This window comes from Acidovorax sp. Root217 (assembly GCF_001428645.1).
GTDB lineage: Bacteria > Pseudomonadota > Gammaproteobacteria > Burkholderiales > Burkholderiaceae_C > Acidovorax.
This window is the reverse complement of sequence record NZ_LMIH01000003.1, coordinates 105339-131353: the sequence shown is the minus strand read 5'-3', so window position 1 is coordinate 131353 and position 26015 is coordinate 105339. Positions and strand designations below refer to the sequence as shown.

The 26015-nt window shown below is 68.2% G+C and carries 21 protein-coding genes; 5 read left to right on the top strand and 16 right to left on the bottom strand.

The annotated features are described in order from the left end of the window. Nucleotides 1–104: 104 nt before the first annotated feature. Nucleotides 105–887 (bottom strand): enoyl-CoA hydratase, encoded by a 783-nt coding sequence (locus ASE31_RS01250; protein ID WP_057199719.1) that lies wholly within the window; start codon nucleotides 885–887, stop codon nucleotides 105–107. Between the two features lie 23 nt (nucleotides 888–910). Beyond that, the gene (locus ASE31_RS01245; RefSeq protein WP_200961057.1) at nucleotides 911–1864 is read right to left on the bottom strand and encodes a histone deacetylase family protein; all 954 of its coding nucleotides are present in this window, start codon (nucleotides 1862–1864) and stop codon (nucleotides 911–913) included. 73 nt (nucleotides 1865–1937) lie between these two features. Between ASE31_RS01245 and ASE31_RS01240 the strand changes: the two genes are divergently transcribed. The 4 genes from ASE31_RS01240 to mltB all read left to right on the top strand — a co-directional run bounded on the left by ASE31_RS01240 (nucleotide 1938) and on the right by mltB (nucleotide 7113). Further along, nucleotides 1938–2858, top strand: a complete 921-nt coding sequence (locus ASE31_RS01240) for a MoxR family ATPase (RefSeq protein WP_057199763.1) — start codon at nucleotides 1938–1940, stop codon at nucleotides 2856–2858. An 11-nt stretch (nucleotides 2859–2869) separates the two neighbouring features. After that, nucleotides 2870–3910: a DUF58 domain-containing protein gene (locus tag ASE31_RS01235; RefSeq protein ID WP_057199718.1), complete on the top strand. Its 1041-nt coding sequence runs from the start codon at nucleotides 2870–2872 to the stop codon at nucleotides 3908–3910. Nucleotides 3911–3980: 70 nt separating this feature from the next. Next, entirely contained in the window at nucleotides 3981–6017 is a 2037-nt protein-coding gene (locus ASE31_RS01230; RefSeq protein WP_057199717.1) for a DUF3488 and transglutaminase-like domain-containing protein, read from the top strand. A gap of 10 nt (nucleotides 6018–6027) precedes the next feature. Then, entirely contained in the window at nucleotides 6028–7113 is a 1086-nt protein-coding gene (gene mltB, locus ASE31_RS01225; protein WP_057199716.1) for a lytic murein transglycosylase B, read from the top strand. 12 nt (nucleotides 7114–7125) lie between these two features. On the opposite strand, the gene ASE31_RS01220 is transcribed toward mltB, so the two are convergent. The 9 genes from ASE31_RS01220 to ASE31_RS01175 form a co-directional block, all read right to left on the bottom strand. Continuing rightward, nucleotides 7126–8190: an LLM class flavin-dependent oxidoreductase gene (locus ASE31_RS01220; protein ID WP_057199715.1), complete on the bottom strand. Its 1065-nt coding sequence runs from the start codon at nucleotides 8188–8190 to the stop codon at nucleotides 7126–7128. 2 nt (nucleotides 8191–8192) lie between these two features. After that, on the bottom strand, nucleotides 8193–9125 hold the full coding sequence (locus ASE31_RS01215) for an ABC transporter substrate-binding protein (protein ID WP_057199714.1): 933 nt from the start codon (nucleotides 9123–9125) through the stop codon (nucleotides 8193–8195). 8 nt (nucleotides 9126–9133) lie between these two features. Then, nucleotides 9134–10063 (bottom strand): ABC transporter substrate-binding protein, encoded by a 930-nt coding sequence (locus ASE31_RS01210; protein ID WP_057199713.1) that lies wholly within the window; start codon nucleotides 10061–10063, stop codon nucleotides 9134–9136. 103 nt (nucleotides 10064–10166) lie between these two features. Then, nucleotides 10167–12020 (bottom strand): amino acid ABC transporter permease/ATP-binding protein, encoded by a 1854-nt coding sequence (locus tag ASE31_RS32990; protein ID WP_082603974.1) that lies wholly within the window; start codon nucleotides 12018–12020, stop codon nucleotides 10167–10169. A gap of 34 nt (nucleotides 12021–12054) precedes the next feature. Next, nucleotides 12055–12597, bottom strand: coding sequence for a GNAT family N-acetyltransferase (locus tag ASE31_RS01195; RefSeq protein WP_057199712.1), 543 nt, complete (start codon nucleotides 12595–12597; stop codon nucleotides 12055–12057). 33 nt (nucleotides 12598–12630) lie between these two features. Next, on the bottom strand, nucleotides 12631–13830 hold the full coding sequence (locus tag ASE31_RS01190) for a M20 aminoacylase family protein (RefSeq protein WP_057199711.1): 1200 nt from the start codon (nucleotides 13828–13830) through the stop codon (nucleotides 12631–12633). After that, nucleotides 13830–15179, bottom strand: coding sequence for an LLM class flavin-dependent oxidoreductase (locus ASE31_RS01185; RefSeq protein ID WP_057199710.1), 1350 nt, complete (start codon nucleotides 15177–15179; stop codon nucleotides 13830–13832). The genes ASE31_RS01190 and ASE31_RS01185 overlap by 1 nt, the downstream gene beginning before the upstream one ends. 21 nt (nucleotides 15180–15200) lie before the next feature. Continuing rightward, nucleotides 15201–16202, bottom strand: coding sequence for an LLM class flavin-dependent oxidoreductase (locus ASE31_RS01180; protein WP_057199761.1), 1002 nt, complete (start codon nucleotides 16200–16202; stop codon nucleotides 15201–15203). A 279-nt stretch (nucleotides 16203–16481) separates the two neighbouring features. After that, nucleotides 16482–17828, bottom strand: coding sequence for a branched-chain amino acid ABC transporter substrate-binding protein (locus ASE31_RS01175; protein WP_057199709.1), 1347 nt, complete (start codon nucleotides 17826–17828; stop codon nucleotides 16482–16484). A 95-nt stretch (nucleotides 17829–17923) separates the two neighbouring features. Between ASE31_RS01175 and ASE31_RS01170 the strand changes: the two genes are divergently transcribed. Then, on the top strand, nucleotides 17924–18313 hold the full coding sequence (locus ASE31_RS01170; protein ID WP_057199708.1) for an Hsp20/alpha crystallin family protein: 390 nt from the start codon (nucleotides 17924–17926) through the stop codon (nucleotides 18311–18313). Nucleotides 18314–18452: 139 nt separating this feature from the next. Here ASE31_RS01170 and ASE31_RS01165 read toward each other — a convergent pair whose 3' ends face one another. From ASE31_RS01165 to nirB, 5 genes are all read right to left on the bottom strand, one after another. Continuing rightward, nucleotides 18453–20189, bottom strand: a complete 1737-nt coding sequence (locus ASE31_RS01165; protein ID WP_057199707.1) for a bifunctional protein-serine/threonine kinase/phosphatase — start codon at nucleotides 20187–20189, stop codon at nucleotides 18453–18455. A gap of 9 nt (nucleotides 20190–20198) precedes the next feature. Next, entirely contained in the window at nucleotides 20199–21011 is an 813-nt protein-coding gene (locus ASE31_RS01160; RefSeq protein WP_057199706.1) for a formate/nitrite transporter family protein, read from the bottom strand. Between the two features lie 353 nt (nucleotides 21012–21364). Continuing rightward, on the bottom strand, nucleotides 21365–22678 hold the full coding sequence (locus ASE31_RS01155; protein ID WP_057199705.1) for a nitrate regulatory protein: 1314 nt from the start codon (nucleotides 22676–22678) through the stop codon (nucleotides 21365–21367). Nucleotides 22679–22743: 65 nt separating this feature from the next. Continuing rightward, nucleotides 22744–23103 carry a nitrite reductase small subunit NirD gene (gene nirD / locus ASE31_RS01150; RefSeq protein WP_200961055.1) on the bottom strand — a complete coding sequence of 120 codons (360 nt, stop codon included), beginning with the start codon at nucleotides 23101–23103 and terminating at the stop codon, nucleotides 22744–22746. 20 nt (nucleotides 23104–23123) lie between these two features. Beyond that, a complete protein-coding gene (gene nirB, locus ASE31_RS01145; RefSeq protein ID WP_057199759.1) occupies nucleotides 23124–25661 on the bottom strand; it encodes a nitrite reductase large subunit NirB in 2538 nt (845 codons plus the stop codon). Nucleotides 25662–26015: the final 354 nt, after the last annotated feature.

Genomic DNA, 26015 nt, shown 5'->3' with positions numbered 1-26015 from the left:
TCTTTTGGCGACGCAAAAGAAGGTGGGTGCGCCGCCGGGCGCACATCCCGGCCTCCGCCCTCAGCAAAAGAAAAGAAGCAACCACCACCCATATCGCTAAAAAATCATCTCCAAGACGGAGCACGCTTCTCAACAAACGCCCGAGCCCCTTCTTGAGCAGCCCCATCCACCATGTTCACCGCCATCACCTGCCCAGCCAACTGGTAAGCCGCATCCACTCCCAGTTCCCGCTGCTGGTACACCAGCGCCTTGCCCATGGCCACAGCAACACGCGGCTTTTGCAGGATTGACGCCACGAACTTCTCCACCTCAGCATCGAGCCCATCCACAGACACAACCCGATTCACCAGCCCCTGCTCCAAGGCGGTGGCAGCATCAATGAAATCCCCAGTCAGCAGCATCTCCATCGCCCGCTTGGCAGGCACATTGCGCACCAGCGGCACACTGGGCGTAGCGCAGAACAGGCCGTAATTGATCCCGCTGGTCGCAAACGTCGCGCTGTCAGCCGCCACCGCCAAATCGCACTGCGCGACCAGTTGGCACCCCGCCGCAGTGGCCATGCCCTGCACCCGCGCGATCACCGGCACAGGCAGCTTGTGGATGGCCAGCATCATGCGGCTGCACTGCGCAAACAGCTGCTGGTACCAGGCCAGGTCCGGGTGGGCCGCCATGTCCTTGAGGTTGTGGCCGGCGCAGAAGGCCTTGCCCTCGGCCGCCAGCACCACGACGCGCGCAGTGTCGTCGCGCGCCACGGCATCGAGCGCCTGCTGCAGGTCAGTTAGCATTTCCGAGCCCAGGGCATTGAAGCGCGCAGGGTCGTTGAGCGTGAGGGTCACCACGCCGCGAGCGTCCCGTTCCACGCGCAGAGGCTGTTGAGGTTCCGTCATGGTTGTTCGTTTCAATCCCAAAATCACAGGTCGGCCAGCACGCGCAGATGGGCTTCCACACTGCGTGCCAGGGGCCCCATCACATACCCACCCTCCAGGCAGGACACGATGCGCCCCTTGGAATAGCGCTGCGCGATGTCCTTCACCCGCTGGGTGATCCAGGCGTAATCCGATTCGGTCAGGCCCAGTTGCCCCATGTCGTCCTCGCGGTGGCCGTCGAAGCCCGCGCTCACGAAGATCATCTCGGGCTTGAAGGCCTCCAGCCGGGGGATCCACATCATCTCGATGGTCTCGCGGATGTCCATGCCGCGCGTGTAGGCTGGCACCGGCACGTTGACCATGTTGGGCGCGGGATCGTGGTCGCCGCTATAGGGGTAGAAGGGGTGCTGAAAAATGCTGACCATCAGCGCGCGCGGGTCATGGGCGAGGATGTCCTCGGTGCCGTTGCCGTGGTGCACGTCGAAATCGACCACCGCCACGCGCTGCAGGTTGTGGCGCTGCAGTGCGTACTTGGCGGCCACGGCCACGTTGTTGAAGAAGCAGAACCCCATGGCCTTGCTGCGCGTGGCATGGTGGCCTGGCGGGCGCACGGCGCAGAAGGCGTTCTCCATCTCGCCCGCCATCACCGCATCGGTGGCGGCCAGGGCGGCCCCGGCGGCGCGCAGCGAGGCGTTCCAGGTGTGGGCGTTGATGGAGGTATCAGGATCGAGCTGCGAGTAGCTCGGGCCGCCGGCCAGGATCTCCTCGTTGAGTCGGTCGGACAGGCCGCGCATGGCGGCCACGTGCAGGCGGTCGTGGGCCAGCTCGATGTCGGCCAGGGAGGCCTCGGGCGCCTCGCGGCGGTCCAGCGCATCGCCCACGCCGGTGATCAGCAGCCGGTCTTCGATGGCATCGAGCCGCTCGGGGCACTCGGGGTGCCCGGGGCCCATTTCGTGCTTCCAGCAGTCGCGGTGGGTGAAATAGCCCGTCTTGCTCACAGTCAATCCCCGTGTCTCGTCTTTTTCGGATAACGTCGCGACAAGATTTTTCGGATAACGTCGCGCTATGACCATGAATGCCCAGCACAAAATCAAATCGCTTCTGGACCAGCTTAACACGGTGATCGTGGGCAAACAGGCCCAGGTACAGGACTGCGTGGCCTGCCTGCTGGCCGGCGGCCACCTGCTGATCGAGGATGTTCCGGGCGTGGGCAAGACCACCCTGGCCCACGCCCTGTCGCGCACCTTCGGGCTGCAGTTCTCGCGCGTGCAGTTCACGGCCGACCTGATGCCCAGCGACCTCACGGGCGTCTCGGTGTACGAGCGCGGCAAGGAAGCCTTCGTGTTCCACCCCGGGCCGGTGTTCGCCCAGGTGCTGCTGGCCGATGAAATCAACCGCGCCAGCCCCAAGACGCAGAGCGCGTTGCTCGAGGCCATGGAAGAAAAGCAGGTGTCGGTGGAAGGCGAGACGCGCGCCCTGCCCCACCCCTTCTTCGTGATCGCCACGCAGAACCCGCACGACCAGCTCGGCACCTTTGCGCTGCCCGAGTCGCAGCTGGACCGCTTTCTGATGCGCATCTCCATCGGCTACCCCGACCGGGCGGCCGAGCGCGTGCTGCTGGCCGGTGCAGACCGGCGCGACATGGTGGACTCCATGCTGCCCCAGCTGTCAGATGAAGAACTGGCCGAGCTGCAGCGCCAGGTGCTGGCGGTGCACACGGCCGATCCGCTGCTCAACTACGTGCAGGACCTGATCGCGGCCACGCGCTCGGGCCGCTGGTTCCTGCAGGGGCTGTCGCCGCGCGCCGGCATTGCCCTGGTGCGCGCTGCCAAGGCGCAGGCGCTGATCAGCGGGCGCGACTATGTGGCGCCCGACGACGTGCAGGCCGTGCTGCCCCAGACCATTGCCCACCGCCTGGTGCCGGTGGGCGATGCGGGCCGGGGGGCAGTCGAGCAGGTGCGCGCCATGGCCGAGTCCGTGCCCCTGCCTTGAGCCCGAGGGACATGGCAACCGCCACATCGCCCACGCCATCGCCCGGCCGGCTGCGCGCCGCCCTGGCAGCGCTCAACCCGCTCACGCCCGTGCGCAAACGCTTCGAAAACTGGTGGATGGTGCGCCGGCCGCTGAGCGACACGCTCACGCTGACCCAGCGCAATGTCTACATCCTGCCCACGGGCGCGGGCTGGATGCTGGCGTTGACGCTGCTGATCCTGCTGGTGGCCTCCATCAACTACCAGCTCAACCTGGGCTATCTGCTGACCTTTCTGCTGGCAGGCAGCGCGGTGGTCGGCATGCACATCTGCCACGCCACGCTGCGCGGCATCACGCTGCACCTCAAGGCGCCCGAGCCGCACTTCATGGGGACCAGCGCCACCATCGAGGTCCAGGTGTCCAGCGAACGCAAGACGACGCGCTACGGCATCGGCCTGGCCGTGCATGGCGGCGGTGGCGAAGCGCACCACTGGGCCTGGACCGATGTGCCCGCACAAGGAAGCTCCACCGTGCACGTGGCCTTTGCCCCACCGCGCCGGGGCCTGCACCGCGTGCCCACGCTCACGGCGGAAACGCGTTTTCCGCTGGGCACCTTCCGCGTATGGACCTACTGGCGCCCGGCCGCCCAGGTGCTGGTGTACCCGGCGCCCGAGCTGCCCCCCCCGCCGCTGCCACCCGGCGAGCCGCGCGGCGCGGGAACGGGCAGCGCGCCCTCGCAGGGCATTGGCGAGTTCGATGGCGTGCGTGCCTACCGGCGTGGCGACCCGCTCAAGCTGGTGGTCTGGAAGAAGGCGGCCAAGACGCTGGGCACCGGCACCGACGACCTGGTGAGCCGCGATTCGCAGCAGGCCCAGCGCCACGAGCTGTGGCTCGACCCGGCCCTGGCCGCCCTGCCCGACCCCGAGGCCCGCATCTCGCGCCTGGCGGCCTGGGTGCTGCAGGCCGACCGCCTGGGCCTGGACTATGGACTGCGCCTGCCCGGCGTGGAGATCGAACCCGACACCGGCACCGCCCACCGCCGCCGCTGCCTGGAAGCGCTGGCGCTGTGCTGAACTTCTGCCGGTGACAAGCCATCCAAACGCATTGCCCTTTGCCCCTTTTTCCCCGGAAGCCCGACGCTCCATGAGCCTGCGCCAGACCCTCGCCACCCTGCCACGCGACACGCGGGACACCTTGTTCCTGCTGTTCGCCACGGCCTGGGTGATCGCGCCCCAGGTGGCCAACCTGCCCGCCTGGGCCAGTGCCATGGCCTTCGGCATGCTGCTGTGGCGCGGCTGGATGGCGTGGAAGGGCCGGCCGCTGCCCGGGCGCTGGCTGCTCACGGTGCTGGTCATCGTGGCCGTGGCGGGCACCCTGTTCACGCACCGCACCATCCTCGGGCGCGACGCGGGTGTCACGCTCATGGTGATGATGCTGGCCTTCAAGACCCTGGAGCTGCGCGCACGGCGCGACGCCATGGTGATCTTTTTCCTGGGCTTCTTCACGATGCTCAGCAACTTCTTCTTCTCGCAATCGCTGCTCACGGCTGCCGCCATGCTCGTGGCCTTGCTGGGCCTGCTCACGGCCCTGGTCAACGCCCACATGCCGGTGGGGCGCCCGCCGCTGGCGCAGACCTTCCGCATGGCGGGCACCATGGCCCTGCTGGGCGCGCCCATCATGGTGGCGCTGTTCATGCTGTTTCCGCGCATGTCGCCGCTGTGGGGCATGCCCAGCGACAACCTCACCGGGCGCAGCGGCCTGTCGGGCACCATGAAGATCGGAGACATGGCCGAGATTGCGCTCGATGAACGGGTGGCGATCCGCCTGCGCTTCGAAGGTGCGCCCACCGATGTTCCGCAGCAGTCCATGCTGTATTTCCGCGGCCCCGTCATGTCCGCCTTCGACGGCAGGCAATGGGTGGCCGAGCCGTTCCGGGAAGACAGCGAGTGGGCCGCCCGTGTGGCGGTACGGGCCAATCTGCAGACCAGCGGCCCTGCCGTGCGCTACGAAGTGACGCTGGAACCCCAGCGCCAGCCCTGGCTGATGGTGCTGGAAGCCACGCCCGAGGCACCCCAGGTGCCCAACATGCAGGCCTACATGACGCAGGACCTGCAATGGATGACCACGCGCCCCATCACCGACGTGCTGCGCTACCAGGCCGTGAGCTACCCCGAATTCCGCCACGGCCCTCAGGAGTCCGTACGCCAGCTGCGTGTGTACACCGAGCTGCCGCCCGGCTTCAACCCGCGCACCCTGGAGCTTGCCGCACAGATGCGCGCTGACCCGGCGCTGGCCAATGCCAGCACCGACGCCCTGGTCAACGCCGTGCTGCAGCGCCTGCGCACGGGCGGCTACAACTACTCGCTGGAGCCCGGCGTCTTCGGCGAGCACACGGCCGACGAGTTCTGGTTTGACCGCAAGGAAGGCTTTTGCGAGCACATTTCCTCGGCCTTCGTGATCCTGATGCGCGCGATGGACGTACCCGCGCGCATCGTCACCGGCTACCAGGGGGGCGAGCGCAACCCGGTGGACGGCTACTGGACCGTGCGCAACGCCGACGCCCACGCCTGGGCCGAAGTCTGGATGGAAAACCGTGGCTGGGTGCGCGTGGACCCCACGGGCGCAGTGTCGCCCGGCCGGGTGGGCCAGTTCCAGCGCCTCAGGGCGCCCGAGGGCGCATTTGCCAGCGCCATGGGAACCATCAGCCCCGGAATGGTGCAATCCTTGCGCGCCGTGTGGGAGGCCGTGAACAACAGCTGGAGCCAGTGGGTGCTCAACTACAGCCAGAGCAGCCAGTTCGACCTGCTCAAGGCCCTGGGCTTCGAATCCCCGAGCTGGCAGGACCTGACCACCGTGCTCGGCGCCCTCATCGTGATCGCCGCCAGCGGCGGCGGGCTGTGGACCCTGTGGGAACGCAGCCAGCACGACCCCTGGCTGCGCCTGCTGGCACGCGTACGCCAGCGCCTGGCCAAGGCGGGCCTGGTGCTGCCCGACACCTTGCCGCCCCGCTCCATGGCCCGGCAGGTGACTGCCCACTTCGGTGACAGCGCCAGCGGCCTGGCCGCCTGGCTGCTGCGGCTGGAGCAGGTACGCTATGCCCCTCTACCTGCCCAGCAGTTCGGCGCCCTGCGCCGCGAATTCAACACCCTGCCCTGGCCCCCGTCCGCACGGGGCCGATGACCCGAACGACATGCGCCTCCTGAAATCCGTTGCCATCGCCTGTGTGGCGGTGGCCTGTGCCCTGCCCGCCCTCGCCAGCCCCTCCAAGCCCCCCAAGCAGGCTGCCTCCAAAAAAGCCGCCGCGAACTCCACCGTGCAGGGCGGCGTACCCTACGCCAACCGTCCCGATGCCATGGCCTTTGCCGACGACCTGGCCACCCGGCGCGGCCTGGACCGCGAATGGGTGCGCCAGGCCATCGGCCAAGCGCGCATGCTGTCCCAGGTGCCGCGCCTCATGCTGCCGCCCCCCGTGGGCACGCCCAAGAACTGGCGCGTGTACCGCAGCCGCTTCATCGACCCGGTGCGCATCCGCGCGGGCGTGCGTTTCTGGCAGGAGCACCGGGAGGCGCTGGAACGCGCCGAGGCCGAATACGGCGTGCCGGTGGAGATCATCGTCGGCATCATCGGCGTGGAGACCATCTACGGCCAGCAGATGGGCAACTTCCGCGTGATGGATGCGCTGGCCACGCTGGCCTTCGACTTTCCCAACGCCCACCCGCGTGCCAAGGAGCGCCGCGAGTTCTTCCAGCGCGAGCTGGAGCAGTTTCTGAGCCTCACCAACCGCAGCAACATCGACCCCTTCGAGCCGCGCGGCAGCTACGCGGGCGCCATGGGGCTGGGGCAGTTCATGCCCTCCAGCTGGGTGCGCTATGCGGTGGACTTCGATGGTGATGGCCGGGTCGACCTGTTCAGGAGCCCTGTCGACGCCATAGGCTCTGTGGCCAACTACTTCAAGGGCCACAACTGGACCACGGGCATGCCCACGCACTATGCGGTGCAGTTCGACACGGCGCGGTTGCAGCTCGACACCCTGCTGGCCCCGGACATCCTGCCCACCTTCAGCGCCGCCAGCATGCAGGCCAAGGGCGTGGTGCTCGATGCCGCAGGGGCCCAGCACACGGGTCCCCTGGCGCTGGTGGAACTGCAGAACGGCGGCGACACACCGACCTATGTAGCGGGCACGGAGAACTTCTACGCCATCACGCGCTACAACTGGTCGAGCTACTACGCCATGGCCGTGATCGAGCTGGGGCGCGAGGTGGCGGCGGCGCGATAGCCCGACTGCCCTTCAGGCCATGGCGTACGCTGGCGCTCGTTCAACGCCCCATGCGTCCAGCCCCGGCCGCCACCCCAGTTCCGGCGCGATCAGCCGCGCCGTGTCCTCCAGGATCTGGCGGTACTCGTCGGGCGCGAAGTCGTAGGGCAGCTCCAGCCGCAGCTCCTGCACCAGGGGCACGATGGGGTCGTCGTGCAGCCACTGCAGGATCTGGTCGCTGCTGCCCACCAGGTCGCGCGCGAAGAGCGTGCGTCGCTCGCCCTGGGGAGCCAGGGTGCGCGCCTGCCGTGTGGCAGCCCAGGCCAGGTAGCGTGCGCGGGTGGATGCGTCGGCCCCGTCGAGCGGCACGATCACCCGCCCCAGGGCCACGCGCGGCACGCTGGCCTGCGGCTGCTGTGCACGCCAGCGGGCATGGAACAGGTCGAGTTGCGCACGCTGCGCCTCGAAGAACTGGTCCGTCTGCTCGGCCCGGTTGATGTTGCCGATGAGCAGGTGGTAGCCCTGCTCCCCCGCCCACTGGGCCGAGCGCAGCGAGCCGCCGCCGTACCACAGGCGCTGCGCCAGACCCGGCGCGTACGGCTGCAGGCGTGGCCGCTGGCGGCCTGCGGGGCTTTCGACAAAGGTGTCCTCGTCGCCGAGCAGCTCGCCCTGCAGGTTGCGGTGCAGGCGATCCACCCGGGCGTGCGAGAAGTCGATGCTGCCCGCATCGCCGTCGAACAGGCGCTCGCCCAGCAAGGCGCCAAAGTGCGGCGCACCGGCGCTCAGCCCCACATGCAGGCGCCCGCGCGCGAGCACGTCCACCGTCGCCAGGTCCTCGGCCAGGCGAAACGGGTTCTCATAGCCCATCTGCACCACGGCCGTGCCGAGGGCTATGCGCAGTGTGCGCTGGCTCGCAGCAGCGAGGAAGGTCGCGGCCGAGGACACCCCGCGCTCCAGGTGGCGCTGGCGCACCCAGGCGCTGTTGAAACCCAGGGCCTCGCCGTAGGCGAACAGCTGCAGCGTGTGCTCCAGCCCGTCGAAGGGGTCGGTGTCGGGGAAATTGCCCGGCGACAGAAAGGCAAGGTGGCGGATGGCCATGGTCAGAACTTCGGCAGGCCAGGCGGGTTGGTTTCCGAGCGCGGCAGCGCCTCTTCCGCCAGGCTCCAGCGCGCGAGCGTCTGCGTGTACTTGCCACTCTGGATGATCGCGTTGCCTGCCAGCGTCAGCGCATCGGCCAGGCCGCTGCCCTTGCGCGTGGTGATGGCCACGTCGGACTTGAGCGGCCAGCCCGCGTTCACCGTGCCGACGAGCTTGATCTTGCCGTCCTTGGCCGCATGGTAGGCCTGGGAGGCGTTGGGGTTGAAGTTGGCATCGGCCCGGCCCGAGACCACACCCAGCAGGCGCGCCGCATCGTCGTCGAAGTAGACCAGCTCCGCGGGCTTGAGGCCCGCTGCGATGTTCTTCTTGTTCCATTCGAGCAGGATGCGCTCCTGGTTGGTGCCCGAGCCGGTGATGACCTTGAGGCCGGCCACGTCCTTGGGCTCCTTGATCGACGCGATCTTGCTGTCGGCACGCACGTAGAAGCCGTGCAGGCCCAGGCGGTAGGTGGAGAAGTCGAACTTCTCCTTGCGCTGCTCGGTCACGCCCACGTTGGAAATTACCGCGTCGTACTTGCCCGAGGACAGGCCCAGCGGCCAGTCGGCCCAGGCGATGGGCACCAGCTCGAGCTTCAGGCCCAGGGCATCGGCGATGAGCTGCGCGTAGTCGGGATCGAAACCCACCACGGTCTTCGCATCGGTGGCGTAGGTGGAGATGGGCGGCGCGAACGGTGCGATCGCGACGGTGAGCACGCCTTCCTTCACGAACTTGTAGTCCTTGGGGATGGCGGCGATGGCCGCAGCGTTGCGCTCGGTGCGCGGCCGCGCCTTCTGCTCGGGGCTGAAATCGAAGGTCTGCGCCAAGGCGCCACCGCCGAATGCAGCCAATGCCAGAGCGGCCAGCCAGCGCCGAAGGGATGGGGAGGGGATGGTCATGGCGCGCCTCACTTCTTGGGCAGGCCGGGCGGGTTGGTGCGCGCAACCTGGATGGCCTCGGACTGCAGGTTCCAACGCTCCAGTGACTTGGAGTAGTTGCCGTTCTGGATCTGCGCGTTGAGTGCGGCAGTCACCGCCTCGGCAATGCCCGATCCCTTGCGCGAGGTCACGGCGATCTCGGCGTTCTGTGGCCAGCCGCCCGAGAAGGCGCCCACCAGCTTGGTCCGGCCGTCGCGCGCGTTGTGCGCGGCGATGCCGTTGGGCGCGAGGTAGGCGTCCGCCCGGCCCGAGAGGATGGCCAGGTACAGCACCACATCGTCGTCGTAGTACTGGATCTCCACGGGTTTCAGGCCCGCGGCCACGTTCTGCTGGTTCCAGCGCAGCAGGATCTGCTCCTGGTTGGTGCTGGCGCCGACGATGATCTTCAGGCCCGCCACGTCCTTGGGCTCCTTGATCGCGGTGATCTTGCTGTCGGCCTTGACGTAGATACCGAGCTGGTCGTTGCGGTAGGTGGAGAAGTCGAATTTCTCCTTGCGCTCCTCGGTCACCGTGACGTTGGAGATCACCACGTCGAACTTGCCCGACTGCAGGCCCAGCGGCCAGTCGGCCCAGGCCACGGACACCAGTTCGAGCTTGCGCCCCAGGCTGTCGGCGACCAGTTGCGCCACGTCGGGCGCATTGCCCACGGGGGTCTTGTTGTCGGTGGCATAGGCGCCGAACGGCAGGCGTCCGGTGGTGGTGCCCACGGTGAGCACGCCCTCCTTGGCGAACTTGAAGTCCTTGGCCACGAGCTTGAGCGCCTCGTCGACCTTGGCCGAGCGCGGGCGCCCCGGCTGTTCGGGGCTCAGGTCCACGGCCTGGGCCGTGGCCTGCAGCGGGGCCATGGTCGCGGCGGCCAGCGCCAGGGCAAGAAAGGTGGAGCGGCGGGTGAAGTTCATCGGATGGTTCCTGAAAAAAGCCATGAAGAAAAGACAATGCGGGCACGCTGGCGCCCAGCCGGGCGCTGCGCGTGCGAGGGAGCGAAAGAACTGCGGCGGGCTGCTAGAGCACCTTGGCCAGGAACTCTGCGGTGCGTGGGTGCGCAGGGCGGTTGAACACCTGGTCCGGCGTGCCGGTCTCCAGGATCTGCCCCTGCTCCATGAAGACCACGGTGTCGGCCACCTCGCGGGCGAAACCGATCTCGTGCGTGACAATGACCAGCGTGGTGCCCGAACGCGCCAGTTCCTTGATCACGTCGAGCACCTCGCCCACCAGCTCCGGGTCGAGCGCCGAAGTGGGCTCGTCGAACAGCAGCACCTTGGGGCGCAAGGCCAGCGCCCGCGCGATCGCCACGCGCTGCTGCTGGCCGCCCGAGAGCTGGCGCGGGTAGCTGTGCGCCTTGTCGCTCAGGCCCACCCGGGCCAGCAGCTCCTGCGCCAGGGCCTCGGCCTCGGGGCGCAGCACGCCGCGCACGCTGATGGGGGCCTCGATGATGTTTTCCAGCACCGTGAGGTGGGGGAACAGGTTGAAGTTCTGGAACACCATGCCCACGTCCACGCGGCGCGTTAGGATGTCCTTCTCGCCCAGTTCGTACAGGGTGTCAGCATCCTGGCGGTAGCCGATCAGCTCGCCATCGATGGCGATGAAGCCGCCGTCCACCCGCTCCAGGTGGTTGATGGTGCGCAGCAGCGTGGACTTGCCCGAGCCCGACTGGCCCAGCACCACCGTCACGCTGCCGGGTGGCACGGTGAGCGTCACGTCCTTGAGCACCTGCAGCGCGCCATAGTGCTTGGAGACGCCGTGGATGGTGACCTCGCCGCCGCGCGTGAGGCCGCCACTCCAGCGCGGCACGGTGCCGGCGGGCGCGGCCTGCGGTGCGGCAGCGGGCTCGGCAGACTGCGGCAAGGCCTTGGGAGCGAACCCCAGGCGCCGTACGATGGCCGTGAACAGCGAGGGCGGCGGGTTGCGCAGGGCGCCCTTGGCAAAATGCCGCTCGATGTAGTGCTGCACGATGGACAGCACGGTGAGGATCACCAGGTACCAGACGGTAGCGACCATCAGCAGCGGGATCACCTCCAGGTTGCGCCGGTAGATGATCTGGATGGTGTAGAACAGCTCGGGCAGCGCCAGGATGTAGACGTTGGACGTGCCCTTGGCCAGCCCGATGATGTCGTTGAAGCCGCTGGGCAAAATGGAGCGCATGGCCTGCGGCAGCACGATGCGAAAGGCCTGGCGCCGGCGCGGCAGGCCGAGCGCAGCGGCCGCCTCCAACTGCCCCTGGTCCACCGACAGGATGCCCCCGCGCACGATTTCCGAGGCAAAGGCCGCTTGGTTGAGCGTGAGCCCGATCAGCGCCGCCACGAAGGGGCTGATGAGCTGCGTGGTGGGGTAGGAGAAGAAGGTCCAACCCGTGAACGGCACGCCCAGGCTCACCGTCTCGTAGAGGTACCCGAGGTTGTTGATGATGAGCAGCAGCACGATCACCGGGATGGAGCGGAAGATCCAGACGAAGGTCCACGACAGCCCCGCCAGCAGCGGCGAGCGCGACACCCGGGCCAGCGCCAGCGCCGTGCCCAGTGTGAAGCCGAACAGCGCGCCCAGCGCCGTGAGCAGCAAGGTGCGGCCCAGGCCCACGAGCACCGGCTCGGCAAAGAACCATTCGGCGAATATCGCCCAGCCCCAGCGCGGGTTGGTGAGCACCGAGTACAGCACCAGCGCGATGACCACGGCGGCAAACGCCGTGCCCACGGCCCGTGCGCGGTAGCGCGCAGGCACCACTTTGTAGTGCGAGTAATCGCCCTTCACGGGGGGCACGGCAGTTGGCGCCGCTGCCGGGGGCGCGGGGTGGTGCTGCACGGCAGGCGCCGGGCCCGAAGGCAGCGCGTGCGACGCATCAAGCGTGGTGGTGGTGGACATGTGGTTCTTGTGGGGTGAAGCGAGGAAGGACGGCTCAGGCCGCTCGGGCCAGAGGTTCGATAAAAGCCGAGGCAAAGGCGGACGAGGCGGGCACAAGGGTTTTCTCGAACGGCAGCGAGCGGTAAGTGCCCTCGGGCGCCGACGGGTCGAACAAGGCCGCATAGCCCTGGCCCAGGTACAGCGCCACGGCCTCGGGCTGGCGAAAGCCCGTGGTCAGGTAGATGCGCGTGTAGCCCTGGCGCAGCGCCTGGGCCTCGAGCTCCTGCACCACCCGGCGTGCCAGGCCCTGGCGGCGCTGGGCCGAGTGCGTCCACACGCGCTTGACCTCGGCCGTGCCGGGGTCCGGGTGGCGCTTGAAGGCGCCACCGCCGATGGCCACGCCATCGCGCAGCAGCAGCACGAAGTTGCCCCCCTCGGGCGGCGAGAACAGCTCGGCCGGGTACTTCTCCATCTCGCGCGGGCCGCCCTCGCGCTCGTAGAAGTCGCCATAGCGGCTCTGGTACTCGTGGCTGAGTTCCTCCACCAGCGGGCGTGCCAGAGGGTCCAGGGGGGTGGTGTAGACGAATCGTTCGCTCATGGTGTCGCGTCCATCAAGGCAACAGAAAAGGGGTCATGCGGGCGCCAGGAAGCGCTCGGCCAGGCGCACCCAGTAAGTGGCCGAGGGCGCGAGGATGGCGTCGTTGAAGTCGTAGTGCGGGCTGTGCAGCGAGGCGCCGTCGCCATTGCCCACGAAGACATAGCTGCCGGGCCGCTGGAGCAGCATGAAGGCGAAGTCCTCGCTGGCCGTGCGCGGGCGAAAGCCGGCGTCCACGCGCGCAGCGCCGAAGGTGTCCACGGCCACACTGCGCGCCAGCGCCGTCTCGGCATCGTGGTTCAGCACCGCGGGGTAGCCCGGGCGGTACTGCACCTCGGCCGTGGCGCCGAAGCTCTCGGCCTGGGCCCGCGCGATGGCCGGAATGCGCTCTTGCAGAACGGCGCGCACCTCGGGCTTGAAGGCACGGGCGGTGAGCTTGAGTTCCACGCTTTCGGGAATCACATTCGGGGCGGCACCGCCGTGGATCGAGCCCACGGTGACCACGCCCATGTCCAGCGGGTCGACGTTGCGCGAGACCACCGTCTGCAGTGCCGTGATGATGTGCGCTGCGGCCACCACCGGGTCCACCGTCTCGTGCGGCGCAGCGCCATGGCCGCCCTTGCCGCGCACGGTGATGGTGATCTGGTCCACCGAGGCCATGGCCGGCCCGGTGACGCAGCCGAAGTGCCCCGCGCCCACGCAGGGCCAGTTGTGCAGGCCGAACACCGCATCGCAGGGAAAGCGCTCGAACAGACCCTCGGCGATCATGCGGTTGGCGCCGCCGCCGTTCTCCTCGGCGGGCTGGAAGATCAGGTTCAGCGTGCCGTCGAAGCGGCCCGACTCGGCCAGGAAGCGCGCCGCAGCCAGCAGCACGGTGGTGTGCCCGTCGTGCCCGCACGCATGCATCACGCCGGCGTTTTCGCTGGCATAGGACAGGCCCGTGGCCTCGGTGATGGGCAATGCGTCCATGTCGGCGCGGATGCCCAGGGACTTGCCGCCATTGCCACGCACCAGCCGCCCCACCACGCCCGTGCCGGCAATGCCGGGGGTCACCTCGTAGCCCCAGGCCGCCAGGCGCTCGGCCACGATGGCGGCGGTGCGGTGCTCCTGGAAGGACAGCTCGGGGTGGCGGTGCAGGTCCTGGCGCAGGGCCTTGAACTCTCCGATGAAGGCAGCGATGCCCTCCTCCACGCGCGCCACATCTTCAGCGCCGACCGCAGGCAGTGCGGCGCCCATCAGGCCGCCTTCCTGTCAGTGGCGCCCAGCCCATCCACAGCCGCATACCGGCTGGCCTTGCGCGGCAGGCCCAGGTGGTCGCGCAGCGTGGCGCCGGGCAAGGTGCGCTCGTAGCGGCCACGCGCCTCCAGCACGGGGATGACATGGGTCACGAAGTCGTCGAGCCCCTGGGCCAGCACCGGGAAGCCGAGGATGAAGCCATCGGCCGCGCCCTCGTCCACCCAGCGGATGATCTCGTCGGCCACCCGCTCGCCTGTGCCCACGAACTGCGAGCGCGGCGTGGCCGCCTCCAGTGCCACCTGGCGCAGCGTAAGGCCACGCTCCCTGGCGTCGGCCTTGATGCGGTCGGTGGTGGAGCGAAAGCTGTTGCGCCCGATCTCGCCCAGTTCCGGGAAGGGCTCGTCCAGCGGGTACTGGCTGAAATCGTGGTGGTCGAAGTAGCGGCCCAGGTAGGCCAGCGCTTCCTGCACCGTGAGCAGTTCGCGGATGGCCTGGTACTTGGCCTCGGCCTCCTCCTGCGTGGCACCCACCACCGGGCCGATGCCCGGGAAGATCTTCACGTCGCTGCCCTGGCGGCCCTGCGCCACCGCGCTGGCCTTGACCTGGCGCAGGAAGGCGCGCGTGCCCTCGAGGTTGGGCGAATGCGTGAACACCGCGTCGGCGTACTTGCCCGCCAGGCCTACGCCCGCATCGGACGAGCCCGCCTGAAAGATCACCGGCTGGCCCTGGGCCGAGCGGCCGATGTTCAGCGGCCCGGCCACCTGGAAGAAGCGGCCCTTGTGGTTGAGCGTGTGCAGCTTGGCGGGGTCGAAGAACTGGCCGGTGGCGCGGTTGCGCACCACGGCGTCCTCGTCCCAGCTGTCCCACAGGCCTTGGGTGACCTCCAGGTACTCGTCGGCGATCTCGTAGCGCAGCGCGTGGTCGGGGTGTTGGCGGCTGTAGTTGCTGGCCGTGCCTTCGAGCGGCGTGGTCACCACGTTCCAGCCCGCGCGGCCCTGGCTGATGAGGTCGAGCGAGGCGAACTGGCGCGCCACCGTGAACGGGTCGCTGTACGAGGTGGAGATGGTGCCCGCCAGGCCGATCTTCGACGTGGCCACGGCCAGTGCCGAGAGGATGGAGATGGGCTCGAAGCGGTTCAAAAAGTGCGGGATGGACTTCTCGTTGATGAACAGGCCATCGGCCACGAACGCAAAGGCGATGCCATTGGCCTCGGCCTTGCGCGCGGTGTCGATGTAGAACTGCAGGTTCACGCTCGCATCGGCCGGGCCGGCGGGGTGCTTCCATGAATTCATGTGGCCGCCTGCGCCGTGCAGCATCAGGCCGAAGCGGATGGGTGTCTTGTTGCTCATGGTTTTTTCCTTCCTGGGGGATCAGGCTTCGGCGGTCTGCAGGGCCCCGGCGAGCAACTCGACCGAGGCGAGGCGCTCGGCAAAGCCGGTGACGGGCGTGTCGACCACGAACTCCTCGATGCCGTAGCGCTCTGCCAGTGCATCGAGCGCATGGCGCACGAAGGCCTGCGAGCCCGCGATCACGTGCGGGCGGGTTTCTTCGAGGCGGTAGTCGCTCACGCCGGCCTGGCGCGCGAACTCGGCGGCGGCCTTTTCATTGGGCAGGTTCACGCTCTGGCCGGTGGACAGGTGCAGCTTGAACACGCGCAGCGCGCCCACCAGGCGCTCGGCCTCCTCCTGCGTGTCTGCGACCAGGGCATACAGCGCGAGCAGCGGCGCACGGCCTGCGGCCTCGCGGTAGACCTGCAGCGAGCGCTCGATGTTCACGGGGTCGCCATTGAAATGCCCGGCGTAGACGAACTGCCAGCCGTGGCGTGCGGCCAGCGCGGCGCTGTCGGGGCTGCCGCCGAGCAGAAAGCGCTCGGGCAGGCTCGGTGGCTCGGGCAGGGCCACGGCGCCGGCCAGGGGGTGGTCGGCCGCGAGGGTGTTGGAAACAAAGGCGTCGAGCTCGGCCAGTTGCGCTGCGAAGTCGGCCTTGCGTGCGGGGTCGCGTGCCGCCTGCAGCGCGCGGGTGGACAGCGGCAGGCCGCCCGGCGCCTTGCCCACGCCCAGGTCCACGCGGCCCGGTGCCAGCGCGGCCAAGAGCTTGAAGGCCTCGGCCACCTTGAAGGGACTGTAGTGCTGCAGCATGACGCCGCCCGAGCCCACGCGGATGCGCGCGGTGCGCGCCAGCAGGTGCGCGACCAGCACCTCGGGCGCCGAGCCCGCCAGGCCCGGGTTGCCATGGTGCTCGGCCACCCAGAAGCGGCGGTAGCCCAGTTGCTCGGCGCGCTGCGCCAGCGCTACGGTGCGCTGCAGCGCCTGGGCCGCAGTGGCGCCTTCAGGAACAGGGCTCTTGTCGAGCAGGGACAGGGCATAGGACACGGTGGGGGCGATTCGCGCATGGATGAACAATGCTGCAAATTCTGTGGCCCCGGGCCGGCGCGCGTTGCGCTAACTTGTCATATCGATATGCGGACAAAAGGCGCCCCCACCCTTTGCCCGTAAGGGCTCTCGGCTGGCCCGCTCACCCCGAGGTGATGGGCGCGCGCAGCGGTCGACACTGGCGCGCGCAAAGCAAGGGCACCCGCGCAAGGGCCGCCCCGCCGCGCTGGGTGCGTCCCCCCGGGGGGATGGCGCGAAGCGACTCAGGGGGGCTTCTGATCAGGGGCGCTGCATGGTGCAGCTGTGGGGCTGCTGGGCCTTGGCAGGCGTGATCTGGCGCACCACGCGAAAGCCGTAGCCCGAGCCTTCGACGTCGAACTTGACGCCGGGCGCGCCCTTCTTGTCCATCACGCCCACCACCAGCGCCTGCTGGAACTGGTGGTCCGCCGCGCGCATGCTGCCGCCCTGGCCCGAGAGCTGCACGCTGGCCTTTTCCATCTGCCGCGCCACGGCCACCGGGTCGGTGCTGCCCGCACGCTCGATGGACTGGGCGAGTGCCTCCACCATGAGCTGCATGCGCATGTGCACGTAGTCGTCCTGGGGCTTGGGAAAGCGCTCGCGAAAGGACTGGTAGAAGGCCTCACTGGGCGCGCCCGGCACGTTGGGCAGCCAGTCGGCCACGGCCACCACCTTGCCGATGCCCGCGTCGCCGATGGCGGCCGGCGCACCCAGCGCGTTGCCGTAGAAGGTGTAGAAGCTGCCCTCGTAGCCCACCTCGCGCGCGGCCTTCACCAGCAGGGTGAGGTCATTGCCCCAGTTGCCGGTGACCACGGCCTGCGCACCGCTGGTCTTGATCTTCACCGCGTAGGGCGCAAAGTCCTTCACGCGGCCCACGGGGTGCAGCTCTTCGCCGACCACGGCCACGTCGGGGCGCTGGGCCGTCAGCTGCTTCTTGGCCTCGCGCAGCACGGCCTGGCCGAAGCTGTAGTCCTGGCCGATCAGGTAGACGCTTTTGAGAGCCTTGTCGTCGCGCATGACGTCCATCAGAGCCGCCATGCGCATGTCGGCATGCGCGTCGAAGCGGAAGTGCCAGAAGCTGCACTTCTCGTTGGTCAGAATCGGGTCCACCGCCGAGTAATTGAGGAAAATCACGCGCTTGTTCGGCTCGCGCTCGTTGTGTTTGTTGATGGCCTCGATCAGCACTGCGGCCGTGGCCGAGGAGTTGCCCTGCAGGATGACCTGCGCGCCGTCATCGATGGCCGCGCGCAGGGCCGACAGGGCTTCCTCGTTCTGGCCCTTGCTGTCGTAGCGCTCCAGCGCCAGCGGGCGCGGGCCGCCGGCACTGGCCGGCAGTGCCACGCCGCCGCGCGCGTTGACGCGCTCCATGGCCCAGTAGATGTTGCGGTAGACGGCTTCGCCGGTGTTGGCAAAGGAGCCCGAGAGGCTTTCGATCAGCGCCATCTTCACGGGCTTGGCGAGTGCCGTTGCAGCAGCGGGTGCTGTGCCCTGCGCCCAGCTGCTGAAGGCGGGTGCCAGCGTGCAGGCCAGCGTGGCCGCAACGGCCAAAACGGAATGACGTAATGCCGCAGCGCCTGATTTCAAGCCCGCGAACCGCAATTTATTCATGCTCTTTTTCCCCTTGAAAACCCGCGCGGCCGTACACAAGTTCTGTCCATGCGGCGACCACGTCGAGAGCCGCGCAGTGTATAGGAGTCCTTTTCATGATCTTCGCCCCCGTCGCCCGCCGTTCCGCCTTCAACAACGCCCCCCGTTCCGCCGACCTCGCGCTGCAGCGCTTCCTGCTCGGCAGCTTTGCCAATGCAGCCCCTGCCCGCTCTGCCGGCGTGACCGTCACGCAGGACGACAAGGCCACCACCTTGCAGCTGGATGTGCCCGGCGTGACCCGTGAGCAACTGCAGATCGCCATCGAAGGCAATGTGGTGCGCCTGTCCAGCGTGGAAGGTGCCCCCCGCCAGGTGCAGCGCGCCTGGGAGCTGGCCACCGACATCGATGCCGCAGCCAGCAGCGCCAAGCTCGAAAACGGCGTGCTCACACTCACCCTGGTGCGTGTGGAACCCGTCAGCAAGGCCACCACGCTGAGCATCCAGTAAGTACACGGCGCAGTGGAGCGCGGCCTGAATGCCGCGCTCTGCCTGCCCGTGCCGGTTGTCCCCACGCGGCAAAGGCCTTCACGGCCACAGGGCTGCATCGCTCCTCTCCTTTCTCGCGCGCCGAACCGCAAGGGTTCATTCAGTTTCCGTAAGCGCGCATTCCCAACAGCAGCAGCACCGCCAGCCCCAAAAGGCACGACACCGCCTGCCAGAACAGCACCGGATTGCGCTCCACCAGGGGTGGCGCGCGCAGGCGCTGGAATTGCGTGCCGGGCGATTGCAGGTCATACAGGAACTCGGACACCGCCTCCTGGCGTTTGGATGCCTCGGGTTGCAGGGCTTTTTGCAGCACGCCATCAAGCCAGGCCGGCAACTCGGGCCGCAGATGGCGCACGGGCACATAGCGCAATTGCCTGAGCTCTGCCGGTGAGCGCAGGCGCACCACCTGCAGGCCATAGGGCAACTGGCCGGTGAGCATCTGGTAGGTCAGCACCGCCAGCGAGAACAGGTCCGAGCGGGCATCGCCCTCGCCGCCCACGAAGTACTCGGGCGCGGTGTACTGCAGCGTGCCGGCAATGGCATCCGCGCGCGCAGCGCTCGTCCCCTCGGCGAGGCCCGCCACATGCACCGACCCGAAATCGATGAGCTTCACCGTGCCGTTGCGGTCGATCAGCAGGTTCTCGGGCCGGAGGTCCTGGTGCAGCATTTCGCGCGCATGGAAGGCCTGCAGGCCCTTGCCGATCTGGGCGACGAGGCTGCGCACGGCATCCAGGTCCGGCAAGGGGTGGTCGGTCATCCACTGGGCAAGGGTCTGCCCGTCCACGAACTCCATGGCCACATGGACATGCTGGCGTGGTCGCTCGCTGCCGGCCACCCGCAGCACGTGCGGGCTGTGGATGCGCCGCGCCACCCACTCCTCCAGCAGAAAGCGGTCCAGGTAGTCCTTCTCCGCAGCCAGGTCCACCGAAGGGGTCTTGATCACCACCTGCTCGCCCGTGGTGTCGTCCACGGCCAGGTGCACGTGGCTGCGCGAACTCGCATGCAGTTCGCGCACGATGGTGTAGCCCTCGAAGCCCATGCGCGGCGAGAGCGGCGGCGGCAGGGACAGCCCCTCGCGCTGCGGCGGCAGGTGTGCCAATGCCCGGTCCTCGGGCAGCGCGTCGATGCGCAGCAACTGCACCGTCAGGTCGTCGGTGGCCCCGCGCGCCTGGGCAGCGGCGACCAGCACCCGCGCCGCCGCATCGAAGTCACCTGCGCACTGCGCAATGGCCGCGTGCACAGCGGTCGCATCCAGGTGCATGTACGCCCCGTCGGTCGCCAGCAGGTAGACATCACCCACCTCGGCCGGCAGGCTGCGGTAGTCGATCTCCACGTTGGGCCCCATGCCGAGCGCCCGGCCCAGGAAGGATTCGACCGAGGACAGGTGCACGCGGTGGTCCTCGGTCAGTTGCTCCAGGGCCGTGGCGTGCACGCGGTAGATGCGCGCATCGCCGACGTGCAGCAGATGCACCTCGCGGCCCTTGAGGATGAGGGCGCTGAAGGTGGTGACATAGCCCCGGTCCTTGTCGAAGCGCGCATGGCTGCGCAGGGTCTGCGCATGCAGCCAGGCATTGGTGGCGCCCAGCACGCGCTGGGCCGAGCGGCGCACCGACCAGGCCTCGGACGTGGCGTAGTAGTCGTCGAGAAAGCCGCGCACCGCCGCCGCGCTGGCCTCCTGGCTCACGGCGCTGGAGCCTATGCCATCGGCCAGCGCCAGCGCGATGCCCTTGGTGCCGCGCTGCGGTCCCACGGGCAGCATTGCACCGTGGAAGTCCTGGTTGACTCCCTTGTGACCGGCCTCGGAATGCTGACCAAGCGTGACGCGCAAGGCGTGCATGGGTAACGCTCAGGCGATCTTGCGCTTGGGCGCGGTCTTGTAGTGCGTGGAGTACAGCATGGCGCCCACAAAGGTCAGGCCGCCCACCAGGTTGCCGATCACGGTGGGGATTTCATTCCAGACCAGGTAGTCCATGACCGTGAAGTTGCCACCCAGCAGCAGGCCCGAGGGGAACAGGAACATGTTGACGATGCTGTGCTCGAAACCCATGTAGAAGAACAGGGCGATGGGGATCCACATGCCGATGGCCTTGCCCGACACCGAGGTGGACATCATGGCCGCCACCACGCCGGTGGACACCATCCAGTTGCACATCACGCCACGGATGAACAGGGTCAGCATGCCGGCGGCGCCGTGCGCGGAGTAACCCACCGTGCGGCCCTCGCCAATGTGGCCGATTTTTATGCCGACTGCGTTGGGCGCCTCGCTGAATCCGAAGGTGAAGATGATGGCCATGAACACCGCCACCATGAAGGCCCCTGCGAAGTTGCCGCAGAACACCAGCGTCCAGTTGCGAAAGACGCCACGCCAGGTGGCGCCAGGACGCTTGTCGAGCACGGCCAGCGGGGCCAGCGTGAATACACCGGTCAGCAGGTCATAGCCCAGCAGGTACAGGAGGATGAAGCAGCCTGGGAAGAGCATTGCGCCCAGCAGCGCGTTGCCGGTGTTCACCGTGACGGTGACGGCGAAGGCGGCGCCCAGTGCCAGCATGGCACCGGCCATGAAGGAGCGGATCAGCGTGTCGCGGGTGGACATCAGGAGCTTGGATTCACCGGAATCGACCATCTTGGTCACGAACTCGGCGGGGGCGAGGTAGGCCATTGCATTTCCTTTGGGACGGGGAGACTGGCATGCTTCCCCAAGGGGTCCACCCGGGGAAGCGCGCAAGAAGAAGAGGATGAGGGGAAAAAAGAAAACGGCGTCCGCTGCGCCCCCATGCAGATGGGGAACGCAATGGACGCCGTTATCCTCGGATGCGCGATTCCTGGGCCTGCGGGCAACCGCAGGCAGATGGCTGGCAGGCCGCCTTTAGCCCGTCAACCACTTCTCTCCTTGCAAGTTCCGTACCCTCGTTGGGGCAGCCGACGGTCCTTTGTGTCCCGCATTCCGTGCATACGGCAAGCGTTCGGCGCAGGAATGGCTTCAAGGCGGTGCACGCAAGGCACCAGCATGGATCAGAAGGGCTTATCGCCCTTGCGGTCGGGGTGGGCGAACGCCAGATCGGGCAGGGACAGCGTGGCCTCGGCCACGTCGAGCAGGCGGCGGTTCTGGTCCATGGAGGTCTTTTGCAGCACGCGGAAGGCCACTTCCTCGTTCATGCCCAGGCGGGCCATCAGCACGCCCTTGGCGCGCTCGATCACCTTGCGCTCGTTGAGCGTGCGGCGCGCCGCTTCAAGCTCGGCCTCCATGCTGGCCATGCGCGCCGACTGGGCCTGCAGCAGCTCCAGCAGCGATGCCGATTCACCGGCATGCGCGCTGGCGGCCTGCTCGGGCACGGCCTCGGGTGCGATGGCGATGTCGAAGAAGCGGTCCACCGCGTGCGTGCGCTGCGGCGGGTTGTCGCGCAGGCCGCGCAGCAGGCCTCGGGAATCCTGCAGGTCCTGCTGGGCTTCGAGGATGCGGGCTGCGCAATCTTCGCGCAGGCGCTGCACCAGCTCGACCTGCAGCTGCCACAGCGCGTTGATGCGCTCGGTGGACACGTCGAACCAGGCGTCGCTCAGGTTGCTGTCCAGCGCCGCACCGGGGCGGGCCACGCACAGCGTGCGCCGCAGGCGCTCCAGCTGGGCCATGCCCGGGGCCAGTTGCTGCTGCTCCCAGCGCGTGCGCAAGGCCGGGTCGGCAAACTCGGAAAACACGCGCAGGCTGCGCTCCTGCGCATCGATCAGGTGCAGCACGCGCTGCTGGTGCGCGTCGCTGCCCTGGCCGGACGCGAAGAGCAGCGCGCCCATGGCCCGCTCCTGGCCTGCTTCTTCCTGCGCCTGCACCAGGTGCAGCAGGGCCACGAGCTGGCGCGAGACACTGGGCAAAGCGGCCGCGTCGGCCACGTGGAAGACCAGTTCGATCAGCCCGGCGATCAGGTGGCTGAACGCGGCAATCGAGTCGTGCGCCGCCATCGCCTGCTTGTCGATCTGGCTGCGCAGCGCGGGCAGCGAATCGAGCCCCAGCAGCGCCCACGCCATCAGCGACAAGGCCTTGGCCGTGGCGCCCTGGGCGGGCTCGACATGCTGGGCAAACTCCGCGCGCAGCTTGGCTTCGAGCAACACCACCTCCTGCACGATGCGGCCACGCAGGTCGGCAAAGCGCTGTGCCTTGGAGGCCAGGTACACGCCCGATGCACCGCGCTCGCGCTGCAGGCCCTCGATCAGCTGGCCGACCACGTCCACCAGCGCGGCCCGGCTGGCCAGGTGGTGCACCGCATCGATCTCAAGCTGGCGCGAGCGCAGCACGAGGCTGGAAACGGACAGGGGCGCTGCGGCCAGGTCGGGCATGCGGTATCTCCAGGGTTCAGGATACGCAGATGCTAACCCCGCCAGCATGCCCGCACGGCCAATCCTCAGGCCACTGCGACGCTGATGCGGCCGCCTTCGCTGCGCACGCCATGCGCCTGCACCGAATGCTCTGGCGCCTCCAGGCATTCGCCGGTGCGCAGGTCGAAATGGTTCTTGTACAGCGGCGAGGCGACCACGACGCGCTCGCCCAGGTTGCCGATGAGCCCGCGCGAGAGCACGCTGGCACCCGACTTGGGGTCCACGTTGTCGATGGCGAAGAACTGGTCGCTGCCGGTACGGAACACCGCCACATGGCGGTCGGCCACCAGCGCGCAGACGCCGGTGCTGGGCAGGATGTCGTCGACCGCGCAGATGTCGGTCCAGGCAAGGGAGTCGGTGCGGCTGTTCATGGGAAGTGCGCTCATGGTGTTCTCGTCCTTCTTCTTCAAGCGGCCTGGCGGATAGGGATGATCTTGGCGGGGCTGCGTTCGTCGGCGCGCGCCGGGCGGATCTGGCCGCGTTCCTCGACGAAGAGCACGTTCTCGTCGGCCTTGTCGCTGTTCACGAACGAGCGAAAGCGCTTGCGCGTCTCGGGGTCGGTCACGGCCGTCTTCCACTCGCACTGGTAGGTGTCCGCCACGTGCTGCATCTGGGCTTCGAGCTCGGCGCACAGCCCGAGGCTGTCCTTGATCAGCACGTCCGTGAGGTAGCCGAGGCCGCCTTCGAGGTTCTCGCGCCAGGTGCTGGTGCGCTGCAGCCGGTCGGCCGTGCGCACGTAGAACATCAGCACCCGGTCGATCATGCGCACCAGGTCTTCCTTGGACAGGTCGGACGCGAACAGCTCGGCGTGGCGCGGCTTCATGCCGCCGTTGCCGCAGATGTAGAGGTTCCAGCCCTTTTCGGTGGCGATGATGCCGATGTCCTTGCCCTGCGCCTCGGCGCATTCGCGCGTGCAGCCCGACACGCCGAACTTGATCTTGTGCGGCGAGCGCAGGCCCTTGTAGCGGTGCTCCAGCTCCACGGCCAGGCCCACGCTGTCGCCCACGCCATAGCGGCACCAGGTCGAACCCACGCAGCTCTTGACCGTGCGCAGCGATTTGCCGTAAGCATGGCCCGACTCGAAACCGGCGGCGATCAGCTCTTCCCAGATGGTGGGCAGTTGCTCCACGCGCGCGCCGAACAGGTCCACGCGCTGGCCGCCCGTGACCTTGGTGTACAGGCCGTACTTCTTGGCCACCTGGCCCACGGCGATCAGTCCGTCGGGCGTGACCTCGCCGCCGGGCATCCGCGGCACCACCGAGTAGGTGCCGTCTTTCTGGATGTTGCCCAGGTAGTAGTCGTTGCTGTCCTGCAGCCCGGCCAACTCCTTCTTGAGCACGAACTCGTTCCAGCACGAGGCGAACACGCTGGCCGCCACGGGCTTGCAGATATCGCAGCCCATGCCCTTGCCGTGCTTTGCCATCAGGTCCTCAAAGTTCTTGATGTTGCCCACGCGCACCAAGTGGTATATCTCCTGGCGCGAGTACGCGAAGTGCTCGCAGATGTGGTTGTTCACGGCCATGCCGCGGCGCGCCATCTCGGCCTTCATGACCTGGGTGACCAGGGGCACGCAGCCGCCGCAGGTGGCGCCGGCCTTGGTGCAGGCCTTCATCTCGGCGATGGTGCAGGCGCCATTGCCCACGGCTTCGCAGATGCCGCCCTTGGTGACGTTGTTGCACGAGCAGATCTGCGCCGTGTCGGGCAGCGCGTCCACGCCCAGGCCGGGCTTGGCCTTGCCGTCGCTGGACGGGAAGATCAGGAACTCGGGGTCCTCCGGCAGCGCGATGCCGTTCAGGGCCATCTGCAGCAGCGTGCCGTACTCGGTGGCGTCGCCGATCAGCACGGCGCCCAGCAACTGCTTGCCGTCTTCGCTGATGACGATCTTCTTGTAGATCTGGCGGCGCTCGTCCACGTACTGGCAGGTGCGGCTGTGCGGCGTTTTCGCATGCGCGTCGCCGATGCTGGCCACGTCCACGCCCATGAGCTTGAGCTTGGTGCTCATGTCCGCGCCGACGAAGGCGGCGTCGGCATCGCCTGCGATGTGGCGGGCGGCCACACGGGCCATGTCGTAGCCGGGCGCCACCAGGCCGAAGGTCTGCTCGTTCCACGACGCGCATTCGCCGATGGCATACACGTCGTGGTCGCTGGTGCGGCAGGCGCTGTCGATGGCCACGCCGCCGCGCGGGCCGACGGCCAGCAGGGACTGGCGCGCCAGGTCGTCGCGGGGGCGGATGCCGGCGGAGAAGACGATCATGTCGGTCTCCAGCCAGGTGCCGTCGGCGAACACCATGCGGTGGCGCGCGCGGGCGCCATCGGTGATCTCCTGGGTGTTGCGGCCGGTGTGCACCTGCACGCCCAGTTCCTCGATCTTGGCGCGCAGCACACGGCCACCGCCTTCGTCGACCTGCACGGCCATGAGCCGCGGGGCGAACTCGACCACGTGGGTTTCAAGACCCATGTCGCTCAAGGCCTTGGCGCATTCCAGGCCCAGCAAGCCACCGCCCACGACCACGCCGGTCTTCGACTTGGCGCCCGAGGCCTGCATGGCCTCCAGGTCTTCGATGGTGCGGTAGACGAAGCAGTGGTCGCGGTCGCGCCCCGGCACCTGGGGCACAAAGGGGTTGGAGCCCGTGGCCAGCACCAGCTTGTCGTAGGGCAGCACCTCGCCATCGGCCGTGGTCACGGTGCGGGTGCGGCGATCCACCGCTGCGGCCCGCGCGGCCAGGCGCAGCGTGAAACCGGTGCGCTCGAAAAAACCGGGCTCGACCAGGGAGAGCTCATCGGCCGAGGTGCCGCTGAAGAAGGCCGACAGATGCACGCGGTCGTAGGCGGCGCGCGGCTCCTCGCACAGCACGGTGACTTCGACGCCGGTGATGCCGGTCTCGGCCAGGCTTTCGAGGAACTTGTGGCCGACCATGCCGTGGCCAATGAGAACGATTTTCATCATGCTTGCGCATCCTGCAAGAACCCGGGGATCCGTATCGAGGGGTACAGGATGTGCCATGCCTTGCGGCACAACGCAACCTCCGCGGAACCACGGGCGTGGGTTGGAACTACCAAGCAGCCGGCTACGAAAGCCGCAGCTCGCTCGGGTGTTCCGCCATCATTAGCGGAGGGGTTGTTATCAGTGCGCGGGCAGCTTTACCGGCGTACAGCCTGTTCTCAGCAATAAGCGTGCCGGCTCTTTTTGCGGGTGCAACACTGCCGCAGCGCTAGGGCGGCGCCGCCGGGCGCCTCGCTGCGGTGCAGCATGTCACCAACTTGGGGCGAAAATGGAGCGACTACCCGCCCTGCCCCG